Consider the following 17,205-nt stretch of genomic DNA (forward strand, 5'->3'; position numbering starts at 1 on the left):
CCGACCATACGTGTCGCGCCGGTTACTTCCGGATAAGCGGTTTGCCGCCGCGCTCACCCGTTCGGCAAGGAATTACGCTCAGAGGCCCATCTTTGCGAGGTCGTCCACGGTCTTGGCGTTGAGGTCCACCAGGTTGTCGACAATCAGGTTGTGGCCAACGGGATGAACGACGCCCAGACCCGGGATATTCGTGCCGTCTTTAATCGGCTGTCCCTTCGCGAGCATCGTGCCCAGCGTCACGAACACTTCGCCAGCGACTTCCGGATTCCACATATACCCGCCGTTCAGCACGCCATCGTGAACGAGCTTTCGGCCTTGTCCAGGCGAGAACGGTCCGAGGACCAGCACCTTTCCTTTTGCCTGCTGCTCGGCAACGGCGCGGGCTGCCCCAATGGGTCCCTGACTGCCGAATGCAAGGATACCTCTCAAGTTAGGATGAGCACGCATCAGGTCGAGCGCTGTTTTGCGCGAGGCATCCACGTCTTCAGCGACGCCGTAGCGGTCTCCAACGAGGGTCATTCCAGGATAGTTGGCCTTGATATAGGCGATTGCCGCGTCCGCCCAGGCGTTGTGGAGTGGTACGGTCAAGGACCCGACGAACACTGCATACTCGCCTTTTCCGCCCAGCGCCTCGCCGAGACGCTTTCCGTATGCATCGCCAAAGCCTTTGACCGAGGCCAATTCAAAGTCCCAGTCCGCGTTCTGCTGCTTCGGGGACTCGTGCGTGATGACCTTGATACCAGCTGCCCGGGCGCGCTGAAGTACAGGTTCCAGCACCTGCGCGTCGTTCGGCACTACGCCAATGACGTCTACGTGCTGCGCAATCAGGTCTTCGATAGCACGCACCTGAAGCGCAGGGTCTGCGCTTGTCGGTCCGACCATGAATGCCTTGACGCCGAGCTGGTCAGCACGCTTCTTGATTCCCGCTTCCATCGCGTTGAACCAGGGAATGCCGCCAATCTTGACGACCACCCCGATTACCGGCTTGTCAGGTGAGGCCGATGCGAAGCCTGTCGTCAAAGCCAACGCGACCGCGCCTGCGCCCAAAGTGCGGATGATGTTCTTGAACATGTCTCCTCCGTTGGACGCCCGACCTACCCGGCAGACGCCCGATGAGTGTTAGGAAAACCCGCTTCTGACTTTGCTAAACTTTTGCTGAATCCATTCAGCAATTCGGGTTGGTGTATGCTGAATCTATTCAGCAAATCGGTCGACCCCGGAGTTACCCTGGTACGGCACTTTTTGCGGAACGGTTACCTTCAGAGCACATGAACGGCGGAAATGCCCTCGGAGTCACGTTGATGGCAGGCAGCAACCCCGGACGAAAGTCCACGATTTACGACATCGCAGAAAAGACCGGCTCTTCAACTTCAACGGTGAGCATGGTGTTGAACGGCAACTGGGCCCGGTATCGCATCAAGGAGGAGACGGCGAATCGAATTCTCGAATGTGCGCGGCAGCTTGGGTACAACGTCAACATGAAAGCGCGAGGGCTCAGGCTGTCGCGCTCTGGACTCGCGGGGATGGTTCTTCCGCACTACCGGAACCGTTTTTTTGCAGGACTTGCTCAGACCTTTGAAGACCAGGCTCGTAACCGCGGACTCTGCCCTATAGTCGTTGGAACCCAGCGCGACCCGGCAGTGGAAGTGAGTGTTACTGAAACACTTCTGTCCCAACGCGTTGAGTTGCTATTCATTGCCGGTGTGCGGAATCCGACGCCGCTGAACGACCTCTGTTCAGCCGCGAACGTGCCTTCAATCAACCTTGACCTGCCAGGCGATGGAGCGCCGTCGGTTGTTACGGACCATCGCAAAGGAGCGGCGGAGATAACCGGCGTCCTGATTGAGAAATTGCTGGCGCGCGGCCATTCGACGGGTGAGATGGTCCTGTTGGGCGGTGTAGCCAATGAATATGCGACTGAAATGCGTATCGCAGGATTCCGGGACGCTTTCAAGGCTCGCGGTTTGACACCTGCAAATGATGCCATCGAGTGCAGCGGATATAGCGCGGCGGCTGCCAACCGCGCGCTGACCATTCGTTGCCAGAGGCTGGGGCGCCCCCCGTTTGGCTTGCTGATGAATTCGATTACCGCGCTTGAAGGCCTAGTTCAGTTTATGGCGACGTTACCTCACGACGCCTGGAAGACGGTGGTTGTTGGCTGCTTCGACTGGGACCCGTTCGCAGCATACCTACCGTTCGACGTGACATTGTTGCGGCAAGACGTGGACAAAATCATCTCCGAAGCGTTCGCCATAGTTGAAAAACGCGACTCTGCAGACAGGTCTCTCATCCTTGTGCCCACGGGCCTTGGCAAGATGTTCGAAGAAGCGGAGCAGACGAAGGAGTTTGACCGCTGATAGGAGCGACGAACACACTCACGGCGAAGAACAACTCAAAACTTAATGGAAGCGCTCGACGTCACCCAACTGCCAGCTCAAGCAGCTTGATTGTTGCGGCGGCTTCGCCCGTGAGTCCAACACCATGCATAGGGTTGGTGATTGGTTCCCGGGGATTAATTCGAATGAGCCGTTCGCGCGCGTTTCGCTCGCTGAACCGTCGTACCGTCGGCAAGGCTCTTCCTGCGCCAAGTTCCACAATAACCGGCTTCGATACAGATGAAATCCAGGCCGCCAGGCGCTCCCCTTTCTTTTCATAGGGCACATCAACCCATCCCCAGTCCCCGAACATCAGGATATTTGGACGCGCAAGGGCACCACAACGCGGACAACGGGGCATCGGACTTTCCAACTGGGACGTCTTTTCATTTACAAGCGGATGAAATTCGTCTGCCGACCACGTATCTGTGGAGCAACCCTCTAGGCATTGAAGTCTGTGAATCGACCCGTGGCGTTCGTGAACGCGGTCTGCTGGAAAACCGGACTTTTGGAACTGCCCATCGACGTTGCTCGTGAACACGAAGGCCCCGTGACGAATGCGGTCCGCCCATTTGCGCAAAATTGCGAAGCCCTCGTGCGGAACGGTCTCACGATAAAGCTTCAGACGATGTCCATAAAAGCCCCATGCCAGTTTCGGATGCTCCGCAAATCTCGCCGGGTTTGCCATGTCTTCGAACGATAGGCCTTGGTTCCAAAGGGCTGGATAAGCGCGCCAGAAGCCGTCTCGTCCGCGAAAGTCAGGAAGGCCCGAATCGACGCCCATTCCTGCGCCAGCGGTGATGAGAAGTCCGTCGGCTTCTCGCAGCCAGCCGGCGGCTTTCTTCAGCTTTTCATCTTGCGAATCGGTCAGCTCTGTACTCCCATTACAATGCGACGACTACCGAAGGCCTGAAAGGCAGATGCATTAATTTAACGGGCCGTGAATGCGATGTGTGCGCTGGCGTCCCTTGCGCTCGTCTTCATCGTCGAAACCGTCGACGAAATTCGGCCTCGCTGATTGCGCGCCCGGTTTTTTCATCGTTGAGCCCCGCAACTGCATCGGCAAGCAGCAGCTCTTTCGCGCTCTCGCGACTAAGCAGGCGCCTTTGCATGCGCTGAGTTAAAAGAGATTTGACGCGAGCGCATACATTCATAATTTTGACGCGTGACCGCGGCCCAAGTTTTAGCGAGATGTGTCGGCGGCGCTACTTCGGTAAACCAAATCCCGTTATCTATTGAGTTGCCTTGCGCCGCGGACATTCACTTGCCATCTGGAAAAAGCGAGAGGCCCAATTTATTGCTTGAAGCAACGACCGTCAAGATGAGCTCTTTCGTGATTGTCGGAAGTGTTCTCAGGCGCTTCGATGCACCCACGTTACGCGCGGTACCGTCGCCACGCTTTCATGTCCTCGATGGTCACCCCTTGGACCGGGGATTCCACGGTTCCCGCCAGCTCCAGAAGCGACTTCGATTTTGCCCGTACCAGGACTTTGCCATCGGGCATGACATGCCGTACCAGCCGCGTGCCCGGCTTCATGTCTAACGCTTTCCTGACCACGGCGGGTACGGTGGTACGGCCTCTGGTTGTCAGTCGCGATTCAGCCATGAACTTCCCCTTGAATGTTCGGGTAGGCGCCCCACTATTGAGACGCCTCTATTCCTTTGCGTTACGAATCTGTTAGCCAGGGAACAAGTCCATTGCTACTAGTCGCTTACTGGCGCTACTACTGCCATCAACGCATCGATTGTAAACGGGGTTGCTGTTGCCGGGCTCGAGGCCACAAAGGCGTCAAAGCATCTGAGTATCCAAGGGCTGGGTTGGTCAGCGGGTGCCTGGTCCAATGCACGGCCACGGCCTTTTCACCCAGTGAGGTGGAAGCTCTCCGCTGCAGTCAAGCGTTTGCCCTGTGCACCTCAATCAACCAATCAATAATTCTCTGCTGAGCTTCGGGGGCGCTAACTCCGAGCTGACTATCGAGCAACACAAGATGCTGCTCCAGGTCGAGGAAGTCCGTGCTCAGATGATACGAGCCGAAGACCGCATCGTCGAGAGCAAGCCAGTGTTTCAACTTGTGCTCAAACACGTACGAGCGAATGATGTACGTTCGAGCAGAGCCGTCTTGCAGATAGCCAAACCTAGCCTTGTATCCGCGAGTCGAACCAACAACACGCAGCGCTAATTGCTTTGGCAAATATGAAACGACTGTCTCGAGCGGTAGTTTGTATAACCATGAGGATGTCAGGACGATTTCAACCTGTGGATATGGTTCGAGCAGACTTGCAAGCAAAGGAGCGAATTCGAACGGGGCGTTGCCAGTGTCGAGCGAAATACTGCCGCTGACATCCAGGAGTCCTCGACCCCGGTGGAGCGTTCCGTCGTAGTCAACGAAAAGAGTCGGTGTCGGTTCGTCCAGCACCAGTGCCGTCGGTTTTGAGTCATTGCTCATGGTTCGGCCTCAGACTTCAGGATTCGGGAATCTAAAGCGGATTGACATACCGGGCCGCGCGGGATGCGGATTCATCGTCATCATCTGCTCCCATATTGCTGAACGTCGCTACTGCGCCAACTTGCCAATTTTCAGGGGTCGCCCAGACTCCCGGCAGTGCTACAGCAGAAATGTCGAGGTGGATGTCCAGCGGGTAGTGCCGAGGTAGCCGTACCGCGATAGCGTGAATGCCTTTGTGGCTGGCTACATGTTCGGAAGAAGCGAGCAGCTGCAACAACTTTCGCGTCTCAACAACGGCTTTCGTGCGCTCATGTGGCATTGTCATCATCGGCTCCGTTAAGCCAGGTGTGAGCGTTTGCCGTCTAACCTGGCGTTCGGCCCAACTGGTCGCATTCGGCTCATTCTTCTTCGGGTGTTGAAGCTTGGTAGGCTTTTGCTGCAGCACGCTGTTCGGCCTGATAGTTCAGCACTGACGCCTTCATCACGAATTGGTTGTTCCCCGTTTTGTGGTGAAGCTTGAGTTTCCCTTGCACGAGCAGCTTCACCACATGTGCACGGGAAACGAATAGCAGCTTCGCCACTTCTGCGATAGACATGAAATCGTCTGCGTCAGCGTGCCGCGACTTCGCAAATTCATCAGCGGCTCTCAGCACAGGCTTGACCTTGTTAAGCGCGAGAAATTGGAGCGGCGTCGAACCACGAAGCGCCTCTATTGGAGTGGTAAAAAAGTCCCACCGGTTCCAACCCGATGTATCACCAAGGTTACGTAGGACGTTCGCGAAGTCGTTGTGATGAATCATGGGCGAGAGAAAGAATGCGGGAATGTACCCCTCTCCTTCGAGCTCAACGCTAAAGACTTTCCCTGAAGCGAGGGATTTGCTCAGTTTCTTCTCTGTGACATCTGCAGCCCCAAGGTAGTCGTCCGTGCGCAGGAACTTCCCCTGACGCACGAGGTCGTAGCGCTCGGAGTTTGTCGATTCGCTCTGTATCGCATCCTCGTTTTCAGATGTTCGCAGTTTCGTTTTACGGCTAACGCCCTTGCGTAGTTTCTCGCCCTCGTCACGCATCGAAGGGAGGTCTAGGTTCAGTATCGTCGACACGCCAATGACTTTCCACAGTCGATTCTTAAACATGCGCCCGAGTTGCTCGTCGGAAAGCTGTTCGAGAAGCGCGTTCCAGCCTATAGGGTCAACCAGGAGGGCAGCCACAACTGCACAATGAATCGCGTGGTCTATCTGTGCAAGCCGCGCCTCTTCGGGCGATGGAACGTCTCGTTTTTGGCGGGAAGGCGGTGACATCGGCGCTTCCTTGGTCGTGATTGAATTCATGACGGCACGAGTTAGTTAGAGACCGGCGTTGTTCTTGTGATGCTAAAGAACACCGCACTTAGGGCTTTGAATTCATCGGCTGCGGCAAGTGCGCGCTCCACCTCATCGCGCTGCAGAAGTCTCAGCGGCGTGAGGCCCCCAAGCGATTTTGATGGCGTCGTGAAAAATTTCCATTTACTCCAGCCTGTCGAGTCCCCTAGACGCCGCACCACCCTAGAGAAATCCCTGCTGTTAATTAGATTCGATAGGGCAAAAATTGGGTAATACTGGTAAGACTCGAATTCCACAGTGAACAACCGGTACGACGCAACGTCTTCGCTCAGTTTTTGCTCAGTGATGCCTGCGGCTTTGCAGAAGTCCTCTGCAGGTAGCAGCCTTCCTTGAAGAACAAGGGAGTACCGCTCTATGTTTGCCGCAGAGAGGTTGGTCAAACCCGAGAATTCCGACAGTCGGCGTTTGGTCAAGCGGCGTTGATTCTCGTCTTCTTCACGAGTCGAGCTTAGGTCCAAGTTCGACAACGTGGCGGTACCGATGACTTGAATGAGGTGTGCTTTGAAGAGGCGCCCGACTTCCGCATCGGACAGGAAAAGAAGAGCTTCTGCGCCTGTTGGGTCCGACACCATCGCTGCAACGGCGGCGTTCCGCGCGACATGTCGCACGTCGGTGCCGTTTAACAGCGGGTTGTCCTTCGCATTACTTCCGGACCGTGGCATATCTGTTCCTATGTGTTGCTATTCAAATATTGCTCGGCGCAGGATTAGACGACTCCGCACCGACTTGCTCATGTGTTTTCGAAATTCATCAGCTTCATCAACTGTGGTATCTCCGCAGACTTCGCAACCGTGATAGGAGAACAGGGTCTCGTGTGACCGTCGGCGGTCGAGTACCAGTAGCCCGCGGTGCCAAAGATTTCGTCCTCCAGCTCTTTCCACAATCCAGTGACCCGACACAAGGTGATTGAAGCATGCGCCTCTTTGCGAGCCATCACGTGAACAGCAAAGCGAACATCGCTCAAGTGCAAAACGAGTTCAATCAAGGCTTCAGCGCCATCCACGACCCAGCCGTCCGGGCTTGTGAGGTCTTGGCGGTCAGGAGTCGCCGCGACGAAGAAATTTAATGTGAGGTCTGACCATCCGATGCAACGCCACGCGGTGAGTGGTTGCACGATAGCCGCCTTTACGGGATGCGACTCTTCCCAGTCGCTGTTAGTGAATAGCATCACACGGGCCGAATAGTTGGGGTACAGCTGGGAGTTGTTAAATTAACAACCAGACACATCATGTCTTATATCAACATACCATGCCGTTACGTTTATTGCCAGATGAGGAGACTATATGTGTCGACCAACGACACAGAATGTTGAGTAGTGACATCGAAAAAAGAACACAACCTGGCCAGTCAACTTGGGGCCGCGCTCGCTCGCATCCGGGCCGAGCGGGGATACACACAAGAAGTTCTAGCCGAGCGACTTCAAGTTACCGTCGAGACTATCAGCCGCTTCGAACGGGGTATCGTTCTTCCGACGTTGCCTCGTTTGTACGAGTTGGCTGAAGTGTTGTCGGTGCCAGCGGTCGAGCTTTTACAGCGCGGGTCCACGCGGTCGAGCGACACAGCTCAGGAGGTGGCATCGCTGCTCGAACGACTGTCTCTTGAAGACCAAATCTTGGTCAGAAGGTGGTTTGGCGAGATGTGTGAGCGTCTTGCCAAGAAGCCACATTCCAGGAAGAAGGCGCCCTAGTCTGTCCGGGTGGACATCCGACTTAAAAATCTCGACGTCGCCCCTGAGCCGTTGCCCTTATTAGCTTTGAACGCCATTGGATAAGGTCACCCCAGCAGCGGCCAGCGGTGTCGCCACGCCGTGTCGCCCTTAGCGCCCCCAAGACCTCAGTCGTGGGCGAGCCACTCTCTGCCGTGGCAGCTCGGAAGCAGGAACCCGAGACGCGTTTGGCCACACCGATACCAACGGGCTCCATTTTTCGGGTCGAACACCCACTGCTGCAGGTACAGGTCCGGACACAGTTGTCGCGTGCGCGCTGGTGGCTGACAGGTGCAGTCGCATCGGCTCGATGCGAAAGAACTGCCGGGCTCTCGTCTAGGACGAGGGCGGCTGGGCAGGAATCTGTTCTAACGGGACCAAAATCTCGCTCAGAATTCCCGCGCCGCGAAGTGAGCGGCCAGTTGGCTTGTTCGGTCTAGGTCGCTCCAACAGCGAACCAGGTTGGAATGAAACTGCGCGCTTGCGTAGTACATGCTGTCGGGAAAATCCCAAGCTATCGGGTCCCACAGCGTGTCGGACGCTGATAGGCACGGTCCAGCCTCGCAGATTCGGTCAAGCGGGCTCAAGGGCGGGCAAACTCCCATTGTTGTTTCGTGGAGGGTCTCGCGCCCCGGTGAATCACAATTCTCATCGAAAACCCCATTCAAGAATTGGCCGACGAAGTCCCGTTGGCAGGCTTCGTGCAAGCTTGTGATGTATTTCACGTAGTGGTGCACTGTTGACTTGCCGGTATGTCCTAGCTGCGCAGCGATGGGTTGTCCTACTTGTGCCGTTATCCGCTTCACCATGTCACGTCGTAATCCGCTCATTGCCGCCCTCGCTTGGTTTTCGACCCACGATGGTCGTGAGGTCTAGGGTAGGCTGCTCACGGCGAGAATTCAAGCCAGCGGTCAAGTCCGGTAGCGCGACAGACGCTGCTCCTTGCGGCGCAGACTCTATAAGTGCAGCACGAGTACGATTGCGCCGCCACCGCCTAGCTCCGCGTGAGCGTCACAAAACTTCGGGCCTCGCAAGGTTCAACTCCCTTCTGTTCGGAAAATGGCAGACCCGGCCGAAGTGCAGGCCCGACATACGCGGTATTCAATAGCGACTTGAAACGCTGTAGCGCTTCTCCCAGTTCGCAAGATACGTCTTCGTCAACGCGGTGTCGCCGCGGATGATTATCCCGTTCTCCGCGTTACGCTCCTGCGCAGATTTCGTGAAGTTGAACGAGCCGGTGAAGACGCCTTCGTCATCGAAAATCATGACCTTGTTGTGCGCAATCGCGGGCTTCGTGTCTATGACTACGTCGACACCGGCGTTACGGAGGTATGTAGCGCCGCTGTACCTTTGCGAGACTTGGCTCTTGTCGAGGATGACCTTGACGTCAACGCCACGGTCCTTTGCGCGCTTTATGGCTGCTGCAATCGGGGCACTCGTGAACGAGTACGCTTGAACCCGCAACTTCGATTGCGTCCGGTCGATTGTACTTACCAAAAGGTCTTGGCAACTCGCGCCGTCTGGGACGAAGCACAATTGATACGACGCGCTGTTTTGGAAGCCGGTTGGCTTGGCAATTGAATCGGAATCCCAGCGCAACAATCCTGACAACGGTGACTTTGCGTACCCGAGGTTTGCGAATCTACCGCAGATGGCGAGGCTTGTGAACGATGCTGCAACTGCGACCTTCAGTTTCATGAGTGTTTTATCAGGAAGAAGAATCCCTATACTTTACGTTAGCAAACAATCTTCGTTAAGAGCTTACGTCATCCACTCTCAAAGTCGACGACATGTCGACTCTCCAATGAAGTTCTCGTGTACACCGGTCGCATCTGGGACTCGCCTGTGGATAACTTTTTGGCCCCCCACACCCCCCAGTAGGAGAAGAGACGTTGACAAACAAAGACATAAAAGCAAAACCGAAAACTGCCGGTACACAGGGGATAGTGAGATAAATGAACACCTTTGGTCTGCATAAAACGCTGTGCCGCAAAATCGCGAAAACAATCAACGGCTGTGGGCGCGCATCGAAACGTCAGTGCGTAAAATCGCCATGGCTTATGACGACACGTATGTCGTCACGGGTCCGATGTTCAGCGGCCAGCAACTGCAAACAATCGGACCCACGCGCGTGTTCGTTCCAACGCAGTTGTTCAAGGTCGTCTACGTACCTTCGCGGCAACTGGCGTTCGCGGTAGTGGTCGACAATGTGTCCACGAATCGCTACGAAATCAGAACGATTCACGAACTTGAAGCAGCATCGGGCATTCGCTTTCCGGGCATTCCGGAGAACCTCAAGGATCAGCGACCGGGAGGACTCAAAGGTGTTTAAACCCTATTCGAACGACGACGACGTACTCAACATTCAAGGCGACGCAATGACCGTGAGCAACGGCACAAAGCGCGTCGTGCTGAATGGCACGCTCGAACTGACGCAAGACCAGCGAGGGCTGAAGGCCGCGCTCGCATTGAAGGAAGCGGTGGATGCAATCGTCGCGGCCTTGCAGGCGCATCCGGGGCTGCCCGCTAAAGTGAAGGACGAACCGGATGCAAAACCGGGTGTCGTGGACAATCCATTCAACTAACGTTTGGAGTCGTGTAGCGTCGAGAGCGGGAAGGCCGGAAGAGTAGTCAGCAGCACGATATGTTTCTGCGGTTACGTTTTGTCACCAGAACATCGTCAACTGCTGTCCTCCGGACTGCGTTAAACCGGCAGCGCTGAACAAATCCAGCCGCGAAACAGGAATCCACCGGTTCAACAAGGAGTCACACCATGAAGACGCTTTTCGCTGCTCTCGCTTCCGCTCTGCTCGTGTCAACCGCTTTCGCTCAAACGGCCGCACCGGCACCGTCCGAAGCAACGCAGCCCGCGGGCCAGGCGAATCTCAAGGCAAGCACCTCCGTGCAAACCGGCGCGTCGAATGACACCGCAGCCACCACTCACGCGAAAGCACCTTCGAGCACGACCGCGAAGTCGCATGTGAAGACTTCTTCCAGGCACACCGCAAAGAAACACAACGCAGTGAAGAAGACTCCTGCCGATTCCAGCGCGGCGAAAACGAAAACGGACGGCGCGCAAGAGGCCAACAATGCGCCAGTGAGCGCTGACGGCGCCAAGACCGGCACGACCAAAACGCAATAACACGTGCACGGTTCCGGCACGCACCGGCCACGCATGCATTAGAAGAATTAAGCAAATAATCGAAGCCGGGCAATGCCGTTCAGGGAGGGCGAGTCGTATGACTCGCCTTTTTTTATGCCAGCTTTCGCGTTGTCGGAACAGTAGCAATCTATGGCAATCGCGCGGCGAAGCCGCGTTCAAGCCGTCAATGTGCACCTAGGTTCAACTGCGCAAGCTCGCGAAGTCTGCGCTCGTCGACTATCCGGATTTCCGCATAGCCGAGCTTCACCGCGCCCTGCGTTTCAAACTGCTTGAGCACCTGGTTGATGGTCTGCCGCGACAGTGCCAGCATCATCGCGAGATCTTCCTGGGGCACGTTGATAACGCGCCGCATGGTGCCCGCCTCGCCATATCCGCCAGCCATCAACAACAGCCGCCGCGCTACGCGTTGCGCGGTGGGCAGCAACGCGGCTTCTTCTATCGCGTCGAAGGCGAGACGCAGTTTTTGCGTGAGCAGCAAGCCGATTGTGTGCCAATACGCAGGCGTGCGTTCGAGCAGCCCGGCGAGTGCGGCGCGCGTCACATAAAACAGTTCGGCATCGCGTTCGGCATACGCGTCGTGCATTCGCGGACGATTGTCAAACAGCGCAATCTCGCCGAACCAGTTCACCGGTTCGATCAAGGCAAGCAATGCTTCCTTGCCGCTCGCACTCGCTGCGCCGATTCGCACGACGCCGCCAAGCACGCAATAGATGCCGTCATCTGGATCGCCGCGCGTGAAGAGACGCTCGCCAGCGGCGAGGCGCTCGATTCGGCCCGCGCCGATCAATTGGGCCTGCAAAGCGGCCGGGGCCGAGCGAAACCATGCACTGTCTGAAAGCAGCGCGGCAAGCTGAGTACGAGGACGACTTGCGGTCATTGAATCGCACTTGTTCCGATTGTCGGCTACCCGATGGTTTCAAATTCCAATCGCCGCGATTATGCTGGCTTTGACCCAGGAGCGGCATCCATGAGAACGCTGAGGCAACAGCTTACGCAATATGCGGCTTACCATCGCGACCGGCGCAATATCGCCACGCATTTCATCGGCATCCCAATGATCGTGCTTGCATTGGCAGTGCTGTTGAGCCGTCCGGCTTTCGCGCTCGCCGCGCCGCCGTTGATCCTATCGCCCACGTGGCTGTTGTTCTCCGCGGCCACGCTCTATTACCTGGTGCTCGACGTGTCGCTGGGCTTGCTGATGACAGCGGTATCCGCGCTTTGCATCGCGTTCGGCCAGTGGATCGCGGCGCAGTCCACCTCGATCTGGCTGGCAACCGGCGTGGGACTCTTCGCGATCGGCTGGGTGTTTCAGTTCATCGGCCACATTGCCTACGAGCACCGTAAGCCGGCTTTTGTCGACGACGTGATCGGCCTTCTGATCGGACCACTGTTCGTGCTGGCCGAAGCGTTGTTCTACATCGGCTGGCGGCCTGCGCTCCGTGAAGCGATAGAAAGCGAGCTGGGGCCGACGCCGACGAACGAACAACGCGCGGCGGCGCACGAGTAATGCGCGCAGCCTGGAACTGTCGCCGGTGCCTGGATCTCATGCAAAGCGCACGAGCCGCACGCTGTGCAACGCTGTCAGCACGACCGCGATCCAGATCGGGATGTACGTGGCCAATTGCGCGGCACTCAACGTTTCGCCGAGCAACGTGATCGACACCAGCACGAGCAATACCGGCTCGACATAGCCAAGAATGCCGAACAACGCGACGGGCAATAGACGACTCGCGGTCAGATACGAAGCCAGCGCGAGCGTGCTCAACCCGCCAAGCCCCGGCAGCAGCAGGAGCCACATGTCGAGGCGTCCCGAGATCAGCGTGAGTGACCCGCCGGTCACGATCATCGCCACTGCCACAGGCAGCAGCAAAATCATCTCGACGGTAAACAGTGCGAGCGAATCCTGTTTGATTTTGCGCCGCAACACGAAGTACGGCGGATAGCCGAGCGCGACGAGCAACGTCGGCCACGAGAAAGCGCCCGTCACCCACAGTTCATGACCCACGCCCGCGGCCGCGCACATCACCGCTGCCCACTGCAAACCGTCGAGACGCTCGTGATAGTAGAAGCGCCCGACCAGTACCATCACGAGCGGCAACAGGAAATAGCCGAGCGATACCTCAAGCATGCGGCCATGCAGCGGCGCCCACAGAAACACCCACAATTGCGCGCCGAGCAACGCCGCGGCGGCGAGCATCGCGACGCCGAGTGCGGGCTGCGTCACCATCCGGTAAAGAAGCTGCCTCAAAATCGGCATGCGCTTGCGCGAGGCAACCAGCAGCAGTGCGCCCGGCACGGTCCAGACGATACGCCACGCGAAAATATCCAGGCCGGTGAGCGGTGCGAGCAGCGTCGCGTAGGCCGACAGCAGCGCGAACATCGCGCAGGCGCTAACCGATAAGGCAATGCCGCGTTTGGGCGAATAGTGATTCATCGTGCGCCCCGCTGTGCGAGAGCTTTGCCGTGCGGCGCCAGCGCATGCGCATGCGGCGCAACATGGCGGCGCACCACGATTGTCGTTGTCATTCGAAGTGAAGGTCCGTGAGCCGCAGCGCGTGTCGCGCGCCGCTTTTTGTAGTTTTATCCGGCGATGCAAGCCGGGCATTCTAGCCGGATTATCGACGCGGCATGGGCACACCACGCGTTGCTTTCGTTCTTGCGGCAGCAATTAATCCGTGCAGAACCCGCGTCGATGAACTAGAACATAACTTCACGCGCGCGGGAGACACCCGCGCGCGTTCGACAAGGCAACTCCGTCGCTCAAGCGCGAATCTTGCTTCCAGCTTCTGCTGCAGCGTTTGCAACCAGCGTTTGCGACATCAACGAGCCGGGCCCGCATGACGGCCCGCTTCCTCCGCAGCACGCATCAATCGGCTTCGATTACGCGTGCGGCCTCCGGCCACCCATCCGCTCATCGAATGTGACTACTGGAGCCAGCATGACCCAGCCAGCCCTCTCGCACGACGCATCACCCGATCAACGCTCCGCTTTCGCCGCCGACGTCCGCACCGGCCTCACGCATACACCGCAGAAAGAGTTGCCTTCGAAGTATCTGTACGACGAAGTCGGTTCCGCGTTATTCGAAGTGATCACCGTGCTGCCGGAATACGGCGTGACACGCGCTGAGGAGCGGCTGCTAGCGAAGCACGCGGTGGACATTGTCGAGCACCTTCCGCACGACGTGACCGTCGCCGAACTCGGCAGCGGCAGCGGCCGCAAAACGCGCCGCATTCTCGAAGCGCTGTGTAAAAAGCGCCCCACTTCTTACTGCCCCATTGAAATTTCGCGCACCGCGTTGCAGTTGTGCAGGCGCGAACTAGGCGACATCGAGCGGATTTCTATTGTCGGTTATGAGCGCGATTATCTGGCTGGTCTTGCGGAAGTCAGCAAAAAGCGTGCAACCGCCGAGCGCTTACTGGTGCTTTTTCTCGGCAGCACGATCGGCAATTTCGGGAGACTGGCGGCAACGCGCTTTCTGCGCGACATCCGCAACATGCTGGCGCCCGGCGACGCGTTGCTGCTCGGCACCGACCTCATCAAGCCGACGCCCATGCTGATCGCCGCTTACGACGACGCGATCGGCGTCACGGCATCGTTCAACCTGAATCTGCTCGCGCGGATCAACCGCGAACTCGGCGGCGATTTTCCTCTCGACGCATTCGAGCACGTCGCGCGTTTCAATCCGGACGCGCGCAGTATCGAGATGCATTTGCGTGCAACGCGTGACGTCACCGCGCATATCGGCGCCGCGAATTTGACGGTGTCGCTCAAGGCAGGCGAAACGATCTGGACCGAGAGCAGCCACAAGTATCGCGCCGACGAAATGCCCGCGATCGCCGACGATGCGGGCTTCGCGTGCAGCCACCAGTGGCTGGAAAACGAGTGGGGATTTGCCGAAAGCCTGCTGATAGCGCGATAGCCCCGAACGGCTAAAGGGGCGGCGGGCTCTCACCGTGGCCGATGTGGTTAAACGCCCTTCAATGCTGTTCAAACCGCTCGTAGCGTTTCTCGGTCACGCGCTCTTCACCGGCCACTTCGGTGACGCGCGCCGCCGGCGGTCCGTGCCGCAGCCACGACAGCATGCGGTCGACCTGGTTCGCCGTGCCCTGCAACATGGCTTCGACCGAGCCGTCGTCGAGATTCGCAACCCATCCCTTGATGCCCAGCGCGTGCGCCTGCCGCACGGTCGCGTGACGAAAGCCGACGCCCTGCACGGTACCGCGCACGCGCACGTAATACGTTTCGATCCGCTCATCCAGATCAGGGGCCATGCCGTTCTCTCCTCACAGTCTTTCAAGCCGGCATTCTAGTCGCGTCGCGGCGAGCCTGCTTGCGGAACGTGGGTTGAAATGACCGCGTCGAAGGTCGTCAACGCTCAGTGCGCGGGGCGTGGGCGACGCGGCGCCCGCGCGCCACGTACAATCCCCCGACTGTCACGCAGGGAACGGAAACAGAATGACCGAACAGAATGGCGATCTCGTGCTCGTGACCGGCGCATCCGGCTTTGTCGGCTCGTCGGTGGCACGCATCGCGCAACAGAAGGGCTTCAAGGTGCGAGTGCTGGTGCGCGCCACCAGTCCGCGTCAGAACCTCGAGTCGCTCGACGCGGAGATCGTCGTCGGCGATATGCGCGACGAAGCGTCCATGCGCAGCGCGCTGCGCGGCGTGCGCTATCTGTTGCACGTCGCCGCCGATTACCGGCTGTGGGCGCCGGACCCGAGCGAAATCGAGCGCTCGAATCTGGAAGGCACCGAGGCGACCATGCGCGCCGCGTTGAAGGAAGGCGTCGAGCGCATCGTGTACACGAGCAGCGTGGCCACGCTCAAGGTGACGAGCTCCGGCAATTCAGCCGATGAGACATCGCCGCTCAAAGCCGATCAGGCCATCGGCGTCTACAAGCGCAGCAAGGTGCTGGCCGAGCGCGCGGTGGAACGCATGATCGCCAAGGACGGCCTGCCGGCGGTGATCGTCAACCCGTCCACCCCCATTGGGCCGCGCGACGTCAAGCCGACGCCGACCGGACGCATTATTGTGGAAGCGGCGCTCGGCAAGATTCCCGCTTTCGTCGATACGGGGCTGAACCTCGTGCATGTCGACGACGTCGCGGCCGGGCACTTTCTCGCGCTCGAGCGCGGCAAAATCGGTGAACGCTACATTCTCGGCGGCGAAAATCTGCCGCTTCAGCAGATGCTCGCGGACATCGCGGCGCTCACTGGCCGCAGGGCGCCCACCATCAGCTTGCCGCGCTGGCCGCTTTACCCGCTCGCGATGGGTGCGGAAGCGGTCGCGAAGTTCACGAAGCGCGAACCATTCGTCACCGTCGACGGATTGAAGATGTCGAAGAACAAGATGTACTTCAGTTCGGCCAGGGCGGAACGCGAACTCGGCTACCGGGCGCGTCCGTATCGGGAGGGTTTGAGCGATGCGCTCGACTGGTTCCGGCATGCGGGCTATCTCAAGCCATAGCGCGAGCATTTTGTTACAACGTCGCTGTAATTGCGGAAGGTAAAGCCTACGCGCAGCAGTTAAAATCGCGGCTCTTACCAGAGAAATCTCGCATGAATCTTCACGAACAGCTCGGCGCGCTCGAAGTGGGCGTCGATCAGCTCATTCAGGCTGTCGTGGCCCCGCAGGCCCAAAGCATCTCCGAGACCCGCGACCAGGCTGACGCGCAGCAGGCGTCGGCTGAACATGCCGTGCCGGAAGTCGAAGCGGAAACGGTCGAAGTTGAAGCTCAAGCCGAGGCCGCGGTCAGCGAAGCCGAAGCGGAAACCGCTGCGCCCCCGGCTCTGCCCACGCTGGAAATCAATCGTCCGGCGCAGAATGAAATCACCATGACCATCGGCGGTCAGACCGTCGCATTGCGCGCGGAGCAGATCGGCCAGCTAATCGAGGAACTGTCGAACGCGCGCGCCTCGATGACGCCGGAACCTCCACCGGGCATTCCGCCCGGCTGGCGTTTCGTGTCGACGAAAAATCCGGTCATGGCCGTGCAGAAGCAGTCGAACGGCGACCGTTTGCTGGTATTGCGCCATACCGGTCACGGCTGGGTGCCGTTTACATTTTCACCGGACATGGTGATTCAACTCTATATGCTGCTTACAAAGGGCTAAAAGAAAAGCGGCGCAGAGCGCCG

Annotated in this window: 20 protein-coding genes and 1 pseudogene; 9 read left to right on the forward strand and 12 right to left on the reverse strand. The window is 58.2% G+C overall.

The genetic code is table 11. From position 1 onward, the window contains the following. Positions 1-78 precede the first annotated feature (78 nt). Positions 79-1,071, reverse strand: a complete 993-nt coding sequence (locus tag RW095_RS14940; RefSeq protein WP_317019703.1) for a substrate-binding domain-containing protein — start codon at positions 1,069-1,071, stop codon at positions 79-81. A gap of 230 nt (positions 1,072-1,301) precedes the next feature. Here RW095_RS14940 and RW095_RS14945 point away from each other — a divergent pair, with 230 nt between their 5' ends. Beyond that, positions 1,302-2,357: a LacI family DNA-binding transcriptional regulator gene (locus tag RW095_RS14945; protein WP_317019704.1), complete on the forward strand. Its 1,056-nt coding sequence runs from the start codon at positions 1,302-1,304 to the stop codon at positions 2,355-2,357. 61 nt (positions 2,358-2,418) lie between these two features. Here the strand turns inward: RW095_RS14945 and RW095_RS14950 are convergent, their stop codons facing one another. The 7 genes from RW095_RS14950 to RW095_RS14980 form a co-directional block, all read right to left on the reverse strand. Next, positions 2,419-3,159 (reverse strand): SIR2 family NAD-dependent protein deacylase, encoded by a 741-nt coding sequence (locus RW095_RS14950; protein ID WP_317019705.1) that lies wholly within the window; start codon positions 3,157-3,159, stop codon positions 2,419-2,421. Positions 3,160-3,750: 591 nt separating this feature from the next. Beyond that, positions 3,751-3,981, reverse strand: coding sequence for an AbrB/MazE/SpoVT family DNA-binding domain-containing protein (locus RW095_RS14955; protein WP_317019706.1), 231 nt, complete (start codon positions 3,979-3,981; stop codon positions 3,751-3,753). Positions 3,982-4,267: 286 nt separating this feature from the next. Beyond that, the gene (locus tag RW095_RS14960) at positions 4,268-4,822 is read right to left on the reverse strand and encodes an HAD domain-containing protein (RefSeq protein WP_317019707.1); all 555 of its coding nucleotides are present in this window, start codon (positions 4,820-4,822) and stop codon (positions 4,268-4,270) included. A gap of 31 nt (positions 4,823-4,853) precedes the next feature. Beyond that, entirely contained in the window at positions 4,854-5,267 is a 414-nt protein-coding gene (locus RW095_RS14965; protein WP_317019708.1) for a BPSL0761 family protein, read from the reverse strand. Continuing rightward, complete coding sequence (locus tag RW095_RS14970; RefSeq protein WP_317019709.1) at positions 5,221-6,150, reverse strand: helix-turn-helix domain-containing protein; 930 nt, start codon at positions 6,148-6,150, stop codon at positions 5,221-5,223. Before RW095_RS14970 ends, RW095_RS14965 begins: the two co-directional genes overlap by 47 nt. A gap of 11 nt (positions 6,151-6,161) precedes the next feature. After that, positions 6,162-6,863: a hypothetical protein gene (locus tag RW095_RS14975; protein WP_317019710.1), complete on the reverse strand. Its 702-nt coding sequence runs from the start codon at positions 6,861-6,863 to the stop codon at positions 6,162-6,164. A 68-nt stretch (positions 6,864-6,931) separates the two neighbouring features. Continuing rightward, positions 6,932-7,315, reverse strand: coding sequence for a hypothetical protein (locus RW095_RS14980; protein ID WP_317019711.1), 384 nt, complete (start codon positions 7,313-7,315; stop codon positions 6,932-6,934). A gap of 201 nt (positions 7,316-7,516) precedes the next feature. On the opposite strand from RW095_RS14980, the gene RW095_RS14985 reads away from it, so the two are divergent. Continuing rightward, positions 7,517-7,888: a helix-turn-helix domain-containing protein gene (locus RW095_RS14985; RefSeq protein WP_317019712.1), complete on the forward strand. Its 372-nt coding sequence runs from the start codon at positions 7,517-7,519 to the stop codon at positions 7,886-7,888. A gap of 1,119 nt (positions 7,889-9,007) precedes the next feature. Here RW095_RS14985 and RW095_RS14990 read toward each other — a convergent pair. After that, complete coding sequence (locus tag RW095_RS14990) at positions 9,008-9,604, reverse strand: phospholipase D family nuclease (protein ID WP_317019713.1); 597 nt, start codon at positions 9,602-9,604, stop codon at positions 9,008-9,010. 280 nt (positions 9,605-9,884) lie between these two features. Here RW095_RS14990 and RW095_RS14995 point away from each other — a divergent pair. From RW095_RS14995 to RW095_RS15005, 3 genes and pseudogenes are all read left to right on the forward strand, one after another. After that, positions 9,885-10,238, forward strand: a pseudogene (locus RW095_RS14995) (DNA/RNA non-specific endonuclease); the annotation flags it as partial. After that, on the forward strand, positions 10,231-10,491 hold the full coding sequence (locus RW095_RS15000; RefSeq protein ID WP_317019714.1) for a hypothetical protein: 261 nt from the start codon (positions 10,231-10,233) through the stop codon (positions 10,489-10,491). The pseudogene RW095_RS14995 and the gene RW095_RS15000, both read left to right, overlap by 8 nt. Before the next feature lie 188 nt (positions 10,492-10,679). Next, positions 10,680-11,048: a hypothetical protein gene (locus RW095_RS15005; RefSeq protein WP_317019715.1), complete on the forward strand. Its 369-nt coding sequence runs from the start codon at positions 10,680-10,682 to the stop codon at positions 11,046-11,048. Between the two features lie 184 nt (positions 11,049-11,232). On the opposite strand, the gene RW095_RS15010 is transcribed toward RW095_RS15005, so the two are convergent. Next, positions 11,233-11,946 carry a Crp/Fnr family transcriptional regulator gene (locus RW095_RS15010; RefSeq protein WP_317019716.1) on the reverse strand — a complete coding sequence of 238 codons (714 nt, stop codon included), beginning with the start codon at positions 11,944-11,946 and terminating at the stop codon, positions 11,233-11,235. Between the two features lie 90 nt (positions 11,947-12,036). On the opposite strand from RW095_RS15010, the gene RW095_RS15015 reads away from it, so the two are divergent. Continuing rightward, entirely contained in the window at positions 12,037-12,576 is a 540-nt protein-coding gene (locus RW095_RS15015; RefSeq protein WP_317019717.1) for an Mpo1 family 2-hydroxy fatty acid dioxygenase, read from the forward strand. Between the two features lie 36 nt (positions 12,577-12,612). Here the strand turns inward: RW095_RS15015 and rarD are convergent, their stop codons facing one another. Continuing rightward, entirely contained in the window at positions 12,613-13,503 is an 891-nt protein-coding gene (gene rarD, locus RW095_RS15020; protein WP_317019718.1) for an EamA family transporter RarD, read from the reverse strand. Between the two features lie 504 nt (positions 13,504-14,007). Between rarD and egtD the strand changes: the two genes are divergently transcribed. Next, complete coding sequence (gene egtD / locus RW095_RS15025) at positions 14,008-14,988, forward strand: L-histidine N(alpha)-methyltransferase (protein WP_317019719.1); 981 nt, start codon at positions 14,008-14,010, stop codon at positions 14,986-14,988. Between the two features lie 58 nt (positions 14,989-15,046). Here egtD and RW095_RS15030 read toward each other — a convergent pair whose 3' ends face one another. Next, entirely contained in the window at positions 15,047-15,340 is a 294-nt protein-coding gene (locus tag RW095_RS15030; protein ID WP_128584536.1) for an acylphosphatase, read from the reverse strand. 184 nt (positions 15,341-15,524) lie between these two features. Here RW095_RS15030 and hpnA point away from each other — a divergent pair, with 184 nt between their 5' ends. Both hpnA and RW095_RS15040 read left to right on the forward strand, forming a co-directional pair. Then, positions 15,525-16,535: a hopanoid-associated sugar epimerase gene (gene hpnA / locus RW095_RS15035; protein WP_317019720.1), complete on the forward strand. Its 1,011-nt coding sequence runs from the start codon at positions 15,525-15,527 to the stop codon at positions 16,533-16,535. A gap of 92 nt (positions 16,536-16,627) precedes the next feature. Then, on the forward strand, positions 16,628-17,182 hold the full coding sequence (locus tag RW095_RS15040) for a hypothetical protein (protein ID WP_317019721.1): 555 nt from the start codon (positions 16,628-16,630) through the stop codon (positions 17,180-17,182). The last annotated feature ends 23 nt before the right edge of the window (positions 17,183-17,205 follow it).

It is taken from the genome of Paraburkholderia kirstenboschensis, assembly GCF_032806925.1.
Taxonomy (GTDB): domain Bacteria; phylum Pseudomonadota; class Gammaproteobacteria; order Burkholderiales; family Burkholderiaceae; genus Paraburkholderia; species Paraburkholderia kirstenboschensis.